Below are 9,206 nucleotides of genomic sequence, written 5' to 3'. Positions count from 1 at the left end.
CCTTAATAGCAGTGGTAATTTTGACTGAATCTTTGGAACAACAAGTTAGCGATCGCACCAAGGCTTTGCAACAAGCCCAAGTCCAACTAGTGCAGCAAGAGAAACTATCAACACTTGGAGAGTTAATCGCTGGTATTGGCCATGAAATCAACAACCCCATCAACTTTATTTCCAGCAATATTCCACCCTTGCAAGAATACGTTGCAGGAGTAACTAAGTTGCTCCTACTGTATGAACAAGAGTATCCAAACCCAACAGCCAAAATTACCACTGCTATTAAGGACTTGGAACTTAACTTCGTTCTCGAAGATATGGTAAAAATTTTGAACTCACTCGAAGTAGGAAGTGAACGAATTCAGAACCTTTCTAATTCACTCCGCAACTTCTGTCGCTCGGATACTGATACAAAAATACCTGCTGATTTGCACCAAGGTCTAGATAGCACACTAATGATTTTGCAACACCGCCTCAAAGCTAATGGCGATCTTCCCGCCATTGAGGTTATTAAAACTTATGGAGTATTACCAGAGATAAACTGCTATATTGGGCAGATGAATCAAGTATTTATGAACATTTTGGCAAATGCAATTGATGCCCTTGATGAAGCTATAATGCAGGGCAAAATGAGCAATCTAATTCCTCAGATTCAAATTGCAACAGAAATAGATTCTGAACAATTGGTTGTAATTCGGATTGCTGACAATGGGATTGGTATTCCTGAATGGGTTAAAAAGCGCTTGTTTGAGCCGTTGTTTACCACAAAAACCGTTGGGAAAGGCACTGGACTTGGCTTGTCGATCACATATCAAATAGTTGTAGAGAAACACAAAGGTGTATTAGATGTGAATTCTCAACCAGGCGTGGGAACGGAGTTTATCATCAAAATTCCCACATAAAAGCAGCATTTAATTAATTACAAAGCTGCTATAGCATTTATCATACTGAAGAGTAAGGAAAATCCCAATACCTAATCCCTATCTATATAGAGTGAACGCAACTTTAGATGCTCAACTAATGGCAGAACGCCTAGAATCCCTGAAAGCTGGAATAATTGGGGGTTTATCTGTGTGTTTTGCTTTTGCTTTTTCTATTCTTTTGAATACTTTCGTACTGGCAAAGTATTTTCAGATACTCGCATGTCTGCAAAATGATCTTGACTGGCACTTGTGGGTGAGTGGTGCAGTTGCAAGTTTTACTGGTTTCCTATTTGGTGTCACCTACCGCTATATCATCCGCTCAGATCAAAATCCCCAACTCAAGGCTGGTGGTGTACTGGCCTTTGGCTTCGTGCGGGGATTAACTCAGATAGAACTTGGCTGGAATTATAATAGCACAATTTGGCCTTTTTTGGTGTTGGCGGGAGAAAGTGTATTGTGGTTTACGTTGGCTGGAATCGCTCTTAATATCGCTATCCAACTCCGTTGGGTTAAACCTTTTTCATCAGTCTAAATTCCCTATGTCCTTAAGTATAATTTATTATTAAAGTTTAATATGAAATGGAAATTATTGAAATCGGTGCGGTGATGCTCAATCGAGCAACGTGGGAAATTGATTCCGAGTTTCAGCAATTCATTCAACCTGTGAGACATCCCCAACTAACAGGTTTTTGCAACGAATTGACTAGTATTCGTCAGCAAGATGTTGAGGAAGCGCCAAAATTTTTAGAGGCAATTTCTCGCTTCAAAGAATGGATTTATTCATTTCCCAATCATATTTTTTGTTCTTGGGGCAATTACGACAAAAAGCAATTTATTCAAGATTGCGCGTTTCACAATTTCCCTTATCCTTTTAGTTACGAACACATAAATATCAAAGAGGAATTTTCAGAATATCTTGGTGTGTCTAAGAAATTTGGCATGGCACAGGCTTTCAATGAGTTGGGGATAGAATTAAAAGGTACACACCATCGTGGTATTGATGATGCCCGCAACATTGCATCTATCTACAGACAGATTAAAACTAAAAAATTAAGCTGAATAATAGGAAAGTACGATCTTGAACTGTTGTGGTGTATTACGAAGATATAGCGCTTTCGCTACTTATCTCATTTAGTTATTAATTCAACTTAATCAGGGTGCAGGTAGATAAACGTGACAGAAAAAGACAGGCGATCGCTGTCTCTAGCTATTTGATAAAATAAAGCACGATTACCCACTATTAGTCAATCATTCTCTAGATTAGTATAAATCCCACTCACGGAAGACGTTTTATTGAGTCAGATTTTCTAGCCTATAACCAGAATTAAAATAAGTTAAAAATGTAAATATTTCTGAGTAAAATCGGAGGTAGATGGGGGACATTTGGGTTTGAACAGGGAACTGGGACATAGTTCCTTGTCTCATATTAAGTTGCCATTGTTCTGAAAAGCATAGATGTTGTCTAGCAAGAGAAATTGAAGCGATCGCTGTAAAGAGATTGCTTTGAATGTGGCGAGATGGATATTCCCGTTTGAAGGCATATCACTGATGATTGTCATTTTTGAGTCACATTTGTTTTGAACCATAGAGATATAGGTAAAACAGTGCAAAAAAAGATGAAACAAAGCGGCGAGTCCCCACTCAACACTAATAAGGAAGTAATGTGAGTAGACGTAAAGACTACAGTTTGCTTCAGCAGACAGCAACAACTGAAGTAGCAGCACCCAAGCCATCCCTAAGATTACCAGACGCAGTGGCTCTAATTATCGGTGTTGTCATCGGGGCGGGGATTTTTGAAACCCCGGCTCTAGTCGCAAATCAAGCAGGTAGTAATACTGATGTACTGCTTTTTTGGCTAATTGGTGGTGTGGTATCTCTGGTAGGAGCGCTGTGCTATGCAGAGTTAGCCACTGTCTATCCCGATGTTGGTGGTGCTTACTATTATTTGAAACGTGCATTCGGGCAAAGAGTCGCCTTTTTATTTGCCTGGGCGCGGATGACAGTGATTCAAACTGGTTCTATTGCTCTGTTAGCATTTGTTTTTGGCGATTATGTTTCTCAGATATGGCGGCTAGGAACGTTTTCGTCTTCTATCTATGCAGCCATAGCGATCGCACTTTTAACTGCTTTGAACATCATCGGTTTGCGGGTAAGTAGCAGGACACAAAACTTGCTGAGTGCTGCGAAAGTTCTGGGTTTGTTGCTGGTAGTAATTTTTGGGCTTACCGCCATTCCTAATTCTGCCGTTCCTGTAGAATCTGCATCATCAGGAACGTGGGGACTGGCGATGGTGTTTGTACTGCTGTCTTACGGCGGTTGGAATGAAGCGGCTTACATCTCGGCAGAAATTCAAGATGGACGACGTAATATTGTGCGATCGCTAATGTGGAGTATTGGCATTATCACTGCCATTTACTTACTAATCAATCTGGCTTACCTGCGGGGACTGGGATTAGCAAACATGGCCCAGTCAGAAGCAGTAGCCGCAGATTTAATGCGCTCTATTTGGGGCGCACCAGGAGCCTTGTTTATCAGTGTATTGATTGCGATCGCTACTTTGGGAGCAACCAACGCCACAATCTTTACCGGAGCGCGTACCAATTTCGCACTGGGACAGGATTTTTCGCTATTTGGTTTTATGGGACGCTGGGAACAACGTCCTAGTAGTCCTACCCATGCCTTATTATTGCAAGCTGCGATCGCCTTAGCACTGGTTTTTTTAGGCACGCTTACCCGCAAAGGCTTTGAAACAATGGTCGATTACACCGCCCCGATATTTTGGTTCTTCTTCTTGCTTTCCGGCATATCACTGCTAGTATTGCGAATCCGCGAACCCCACATAGTGCGCCCATTCCGTGTGCCATTTTATCCTTTCACACCATTACTCTTTTGTGCCGTCTGCGGTTACTTGCTTTATTCCAGCTTGGTTTATACAGGTGTGGGAGCAGTTGCAGGTGTTTTAGTTGTCGCAGCAGGTATCCCCCTGTTGTTTTGGAATAAATACCGCCAAGGTAGGACTTAATACAGTTTTGGACTTTCCTGCGGAACGCTACGCGTAGCTTGCTTCTTTGTTCGCGCAGCGTCCCGCAGGGAAGGAGTACGGCTACGCTCAGTCCTTCTCTACGAGAGGCTGCGCCAACGACTTCGCTCAGGAACCATCGAACGATTTTGGATTGTGCAACCTAAACCTCACACTATAAGCAATTCAAAATCACATGACTTATCAGTTGTTTTACTAACTACTGACCACAAGTTACTCAATCAAGGAAAAAATTCATGAACTTCAAAAAAATTTTGTTTTTACTGGTTACAGGGGTTAGTATTACCAGCTTAGGAATTGCTGGGTGTACACCACAACAGCAAGATTTGGAAGCCGGGACACAACCTTCTACTTTAACGGGTCAGACCGAAACCGAACCACCAGCTGCGACAACTCCCACAACTCAACCACAAGAACAAAGCGAAGCACCAGCTGCGACAACTCCCACAACTCAACCACAAGAACGCCCTGGTGATGTTCCCTATGTGCCTACACCACAGCCAGTGGTAGATGCAATGTTGAAAGTGGCAAAAGTGGGTAAGAATGATGTGCTTTACGACCTTGGCAGCGGTGATGGGAGAATTGTTAATACTGCGGCACAAAAGTTTGGTACGCGCGGTGTTGGCATAGATATTGACCCTGAACGCATCAAAGAAGCTAATGAGAATGCCAAGAAGGCAGGAGTAACCGATCGCGTGAAGTTTGTCCAACAAGACTTGTTTAATACTGACTTTAGTGAAGCAACAGTAGTTACACTTTACTTACTGCCAGAAGTAAACGCCAAACTCCGTCCCAAGCTATTGAATGAACTCAAACCTGGTAGTCGTATTGTTTCCCACGCCTTCGATATGGGCGATTGGAAACCAGACCAGACGCTGACTGTAGAGGGCAAAACCATTTACTATTGGGTAGTTCCTGAAAATGTGCCAGAGAATTTGCGCTAGGGACTAATACCATTGCCCCAAAGATACCTCAAGAAAGGTTTTGCTTGTGCAAAACCTGTCCCTCTCCTTATTAAGGAGAGGGATGTTCGATAGGACTCTTTGAGGTTTTAGAGGACTTTTGGGTAATCGGATAACTTGTGTTTACACCGTAGCTCCTTGGCAATGAGAGGGGTTGGGGATGAAATGTACTTCATAGAAAGCGGCGGGAAACTCCATCCCGCAAGTGGCGTGGAGTTTTTTATATTTTTAAATTACCTCTATTGGGGGTTGACAGTGTAAATCTTAGATGTGTATGAAGAATAATCTAAAATCTAAAATCCAAAATTGTTTGACCGAGTGCAAATTCAAGTAAGGGCAGGAAATATGATAGGGTTAAAAGGTAAGAATGCTTTAATTACAGGTGCAACTTCAGGTATCGGTCAAGCGATCGCTATCAGACTCGCTCAAGAAGGGTGCAACATCGCCATCAATTACCGCTCATACCCGGAAGCTGCGGCAGATACGGAAGAGATGGCATTGCAAAAAGCCTGCGGAAATATCGAAAATTGTGGTGTGAAGTCGCTACTGGTTCAGGGAGATGTCTCTCAAGAGTCAGACATTGTTGAGATGGTCAACACCGTAGTAAAGGAATTTGGCAGTTTAGATATTCTAGTTAACAATGCTGGCATTCAAGAAGAAAGTCCATCCCACGAAGTTACTACAGCAGACTTTGACCGGGTAATTGCAGTCAATCTCCGGGGTGCTTATCTCTGCGCCCGTGAAACTATTAAACACCTCCTGTCTGTTAATCGTCCGGGGGTGATTATTAATATTTCCAGCGTTCACGAAATTATTCCGCGACCGATGTATATCAGTTATTCCATTAGCAAAGGCGGTATGGAAAACTTAACCAAAACTTTAGCATTAGAATATGCCAGCCGACGTATTCGTGTCAACGCCATTGCCCCCGGAGCAACAGTCACGCCAATAAATGAAGCCTGGATAGATGATCCTGAAAAAAAGGCGATCGTGGAAAGTCACATCCCAATGGGGCGTGCTGGCTCCTCAGAGGAGATGGCAGCTGCGGTAGCTTTTTTAGCTTCGGATGAAGCCGCCTACATCACCGGACAAACCCTATTCGTAGATGGTGGATTGACTCTGTATGCTGATTTCCGAGAAAGCTGGTCAGCTTGAGGTAAGGCTTGCGTACTTTCCACAATTGAGCCGATACATACCATTAGTGGAATTAGACGCCCATGACTAGCGCGATCGATAAGAACAGTCTGCTAGAAGCAGAAGCCTGGGAATTGTTAGAAAAGTCGGTAATTTATTACCAAGGAAAACCCATTGGTACTGTAGCCGCCCACGATCCAGAGTTAGATGCACTCAATTATGACCAGTGCTTCCTCCGCGATTTTGTCCCTTGTGCCTTGGTGTTTCTCATGCATGGCAAAGCAGAGATTGTGCGTAACTTCTTAGTAGAAACACTGAAATTACAAAGTCATGAAAAGCAGATGGACTGCTTTGAACCGGGAGCAGGATTAATGCCTGCAAGTTTCAAAGTCCATTCTAATGGAAATGAGGAATTTTTGGTCGCTGATTTTGGTGAGCAGGCGATCGCTCGCGTTCCCCCAGTTGATTCTTGTATGTGGTGGATTCTCCTGCTACTAGCTTATGAAAAAGCTACAGGCGATTTGACCTTAGCACGTCAGCCAGATTTTCAACAAGGAATCAAGCTAATTTTGGATCTTTGCCTGGTACATCGGTTTTCCCTGTACCCAACAATGTTAGTACCCGATGGCGCGTTTATGATTGACCGTCGCATGGGAGTCTACGAACATCCTCTAGAAATTCAAGTATTATTCTATGCCTCTCTCAGGGCTGCTAGTGAATTGCTTTTACCAGATGGGGATGGCGATACTTACCTCGGTAAAGTCAATAGGCGATTGGGATCTTTGAAATATCATATCCGCAACTATTATTGGCTAGACCTAAAGCGATTGGGGGAAATCTATCGTTATAAAGGTAACGAATTTGGTAAAGAAGTTGCAAATAAATTCAACATCCACTCAGAATCTATCCCCAGTTGGTTGACCGAGTGGTTACCTGGGAGTGGAGGATATTTAGCCGGAAATCTGGGGCCGGGACGGATGGATTTTCGCTTTTTTGCTCTGGGAAATCTGATGGCAATCTTAGCTTCTTTAGCAAGCGATGCCGAATCTCAAAGCATCATGAATTTATTTGCCCAACGCTGGCAAGACTTGATTGGCTATATGCCTGTTAAAATCTGCTTTCCAGCTTTGGAAGGTTTAGAGTGGAAAATTGTTACAGGATGTGACTCTAAGAACAGCGCTTGGTCTTATCACAACGGCGGTAACTGGCCCGTTTTACTGTGGTTATTTAGTGCTGCGGCAGTGAAAGCAGGACGAACAGAACTTGCCCAAGCAGCGATCGCCATTGCCGAAAAGCGTTTATTTAAGGATAAATTTCCAGAATACTACGATGGCAACAATGGCCGTTTGATTGGCAAAGAAGCCAGAATTTATCAAACTTGGAGCATTGCCGGATTGCTAGCAGCCAAAAAGTTCGTAGAAAATCCAGATTACTTGGAATTAATCAGCTTTGCAGAAGGACTTGAAGGCCCAGGCTGTAGCCTGTAGATACTGATTTGCCCCCCAAAGCGATGATTTAGCCGTTGTACTTATACAGGATGCCTCTGCTAACTAGTACCGCAACTCTTAGAAACGCTACCCATAGCGTGCTTTTCCAAAAGAGTACGTAAAGATAAACTTTAAGTTCTCAAAAACCGGATAACTGATACACTATATAGTAAGAGGTATCTGAAGTGTCATACTGAGTAGTATCACAAGATAGTCTTTGCATCATTAACACGTTTTAACGTGTATAAACCATGAAAACTACTTCAGATTTAATTTCAGAATTTGAACAACTATTCAGACAAAAATTACAGCTAAATAATTGTAAGCTCAGAAAGAAAAGACAAGAGAATAATTATGAAATTATTACTCCAGCTAAAGACATTTTTTTGATGTATTGGTCTGAATTTCCAGAAATTAACTTAATATATCAAGCTGTAGGGGTACGCACTCAGCAGACTAGTGTTTATGAACGAGCTATCCGCTCCCACATAAGTTCTAGTCTGAGTAGTATCCAGGAGAATCTTCACTCGGAATCACCATTATTGATACAATAATAACAAATACTTAGAGAACACAGAAAATATTTATTAAACTCTCGCCAGTTTTTATAATAGAACTGACGAGAGTTTTTCACCGCAAATCTGTTTATCAAGAGATAAAAATGCAATCCGAAAAAAATCAAGATCAAGATCAGCTAGATTATAAAGCCTTGTTAGCGAATGCAAAGCAAGCCTTAAAACTTGAATACCAGAAATCAGCCGCTTTAGCGTCCCAACTGCAAGCCATAAAAACTCAGTTAGAGCAAGTTCTGGCTGAAAACAAAACTCTAAGGGAGAGTGTTTACGAAGATGTAATTAAGCATTTTGAAACGCGGACTCAAGCAGCAGAAGCACTAGCACTAAAAACAGAAGTACGCCAAAGATTCCTTGAAGCCAATGGTTGCAAGGATGATGAAAGCTTCGATACTCTATGGGATAGTATTAAAAGTAAGATTCAGATCCAAGATGGTGAAGTCAGAATCGTTGCTCACAATGGCACTCCTAAATTCACTTTAACAGGCAGCATAATGACTTTGAGGGATTTTATTCAATCCCTCAAACAAGACCCAATCTCTAGAAAGTTTTTCTACAACTAAAGAGCCAAATTAATGAAAGCCTATCGCTAGAAGCTGACTAAAGATTATCCAAGAAAGCTATTCATCTTCGTTTCCTGGCGGTCGTTCGCTCTCGCTTTGTTGAGCATCCCACTGCAAAGTAATGCGTTCCAACATCTCAGACTGCGTACAGTTATTAACATCGGCGTACATTTTAATCAACTTCCTCACTTCAGGACTAATGTGGCGAATCTCTAGTTGGTTACTTTGTGCCATGTCCATTAACTTTTAGTGTCTATTACATTATGTTGAACTATTAAACTATGTGCTTCAAAAAACTTACTCAAACCTACTTAATCTTGATTAAACAGACTTGATGTTCTCTTCCCGCTTCAACCAAGAATGTCAGTGAATTTTTGGAAAGATATGCCCGATCTTTAATCGATAGCTAAGTTTAGGTAACAATGGATAACTTTTTGGCTATTTAATCAACCTCTGTTTCAATAAATTTTGTTAATGGCGATGTCTTACGACAAGTCGCTGCGCGTCTACGCTCAATGTCACCTGCTCCAT

The 9,206-nt window shown here is 42.0% G+C and carries 11 protein-coding genes; 9 read left to right on the top strand and 2 right to left on the bottom strand.

What is annotated here, in order from left to right; all coding sequences use genetic code 11:
- The 3 genes from LC574_RS13065 to LC574_RS13055 all read left to right on the top strand — a co-directional run.
- The coding region (locus tag LC574_RS13065) for a sensor histidine kinase (RefSeq protein ID WP_229453919.1) at positions 1-896 on the top strand (896 nt) is incomplete at its 5' end.
- A gap of 118 nt (positions 897-1,014) precedes the next feature.
- Entirely contained in the window at positions 1,015-1,449 is a 435-nt protein-coding gene (locus LC574_RS13060) for a hypothetical protein (RefSeq protein WP_229453920.1), read from the top strand.
- Positions 1,450-1,496: 47 nt separating this feature from the next.
- Positions 1,497-1,976, top strand: coding sequence for a 3'-5' exonuclease (locus tag LC574_RS13055; protein WP_229453918.1), 480 nt, complete (start codon positions 1,497-1,499; stop codon positions 1,974-1,976).
- Between the two features lie 362 nt (positions 1,977-2,338).
- Here LC574_RS13055 and LC574_RS13050 read toward each other — a convergent pair whose 3' ends face one another.
- Positions 2,339-2,476, bottom strand: a complete 138-nt coding sequence (locus tag LC574_RS13050) for a hypothetical protein (RefSeq protein ID WP_229453917.1) — start codon at positions 2,474-2,476, stop codon at positions 2,339-2,341.
- 104 nt (positions 2,477-2,580) lie between these two features.
- Between LC574_RS13050 and LC574_RS13045 the strand changes: the two genes are divergently transcribed.
- The 6 genes from LC574_RS13045 to LC574_RS13020 all read left to right on the top strand — a co-directional run bounded on the left by LC574_RS13045 (position 2,581) and on the right by LC574_RS13020 (position 8,675).
- Complete coding sequence (locus tag LC574_RS13045) at positions 2,581-3,939, top strand: amino acid permease (protein ID WP_229453916.1); 1,359 nt, start codon at positions 2,581-2,583, stop codon at positions 3,937-3,939.
- 254 nt (positions 3,940-4,193) lie between these two features.
- The gene (locus LC574_RS13040) at positions 4,194-4,901 is read left to right on the top strand and encodes a class I SAM-dependent methyltransferase (protein WP_229453915.1); all 708 of its coding nucleotides are present in this window, start codon (positions 4,194-4,196) and stop codon (positions 4,899-4,901) included.
- A gap of 363 nt (positions 4,902-5,264) precedes the next feature.
- Positions 5,265-6,074 carry an SDR family oxidoreductase gene (locus LC574_RS13035; protein WP_229453914.1) on the top strand — a complete coding sequence of 270 codons (810 nt, stop codon included), beginning with the start codon at positions 5,265-5,267 and terminating at the stop codon, positions 6,072-6,074.
- Between the two features lie 62 nt (positions 6,075-6,136).
- A complete protein-coding gene (locus LC574_RS13030; protein ID WP_229453913.1) occupies positions 6,137-7,540 on the top strand; it encodes a glycoside hydrolase 100 family protein in 1,404 nt (467 codons plus the stop codon).
- Positions 7,541-7,791: 251 nt separating this feature from the next.
- Positions 7,792-8,094 carry a hypothetical protein gene (locus LC574_RS13025; protein ID WP_229453912.1) on the top strand — a complete coding sequence of 101 codons (303 nt, stop codon included), beginning with the start codon at positions 7,792-7,794 and terminating at the stop codon, positions 8,092-8,094.
- Positions 8,095-8,201: 107 nt separating this feature from the next.
- Entirely contained in the window at positions 8,202-8,675 is a 474-nt protein-coding gene (locus LC574_RS13020; RefSeq protein WP_229453911.1) for a hypothetical protein, read from the top strand.
- A gap of 57 nt (positions 8,676-8,732) precedes the next feature.
- Here LC574_RS13020 and LC574_RS13015 read toward each other — a convergent pair whose 3' ends face one another.
- Positions 8,733-8,915: a hypothetical protein gene (locus LC574_RS13015; RefSeq protein ID WP_229453910.1), complete on the bottom strand. Its 183-nt coding sequence runs from the start codon at positions 8,913-8,915 to the stop codon at positions 8,733-8,735.
- Positions 8,916-9,206 lie beyond the last annotated feature (291 nt).

It is taken from the genome of Nostoc sp. CHAB 5715 (assembly GCF_020829685.1).
In the GTDB taxonomy this organism is placed as follows: domain Bacteria; phylum Cyanobacteriota; class Cyanobacteriia; order Cyanobacteriales; family Nostocaceae; genus Nostoc.
This window is presented reverse-complemented; position numbering and strand designations above follow the sequence as displayed.

What these genes read in the sequence shown, in the direction of transcription:
- LC574_RS13030 (WP_229453913.1), top strand. Translation starts at nt 6,137, where the DNA reads ATGACTAGCGCGATCGATAAGAACAGTCTGCTAGAAGCAGAAGCCTGG.
- LC574_RS13035 (WP_229453914.1), top strand. Translation starts at nt 5,265, where the DNA reads ATGATAGGGTTAAAAGGTAAGAATGCTTTAATTACAGGTGCAACTTCA.
- LC574_RS13040 (WP_229453915.1), top strand. Translation starts at nt 4,194, where the DNA reads ATGAACTTCAAAAAAATTTTGTTTTTACTGGTTACAGGGGTTAGTATT.
- LC574_RS13020 (WP_229453911.1), top strand. Translation starts at nt 8,202, where the DNA reads ATGCAATCCGAAAAAAATCAAGATCAAGATCAGCTAGATTATAAAGCC.
- LC574_RS13015 (WP_229453910.1), bottom strand. Translation starts at nt 8,915, where the DNA reads ATGGACATGGCACAAAGTAACCAACTAGAGATTCGCCACATTAGTCCT.
- LC574_RS13025 (WP_229453912.1), top strand. Translation starts at nt 7,792, where the DNA reads ATGAAAACTACTTCAGATTTAATTTCAGAATTTGAACAACTATTCAGA.
- LC574_RS13055 (WP_229453918.1), top strand. Translation starts at nt 1,497, where the DNA reads ATGGAAATTATTGAAATCGGTGCGGTGATGCTCAATCGAGCAACGTGG.
- LC574_RS13060 (WP_229453920.1), top strand. Translation starts at nt 1,015, where the DNA reads ATGGCAGAACGCCTAGAATCCCTGAAAGCTGGAATAATTGGGGGTTTA.
- LC574_RS13050 (WP_229453917.1), bottom strand. Translation starts at nt 2,476, where the DNA reads ATGACAATCATCAGTGATATGCCTTCAAACGGGAATATCCATCTCGCC.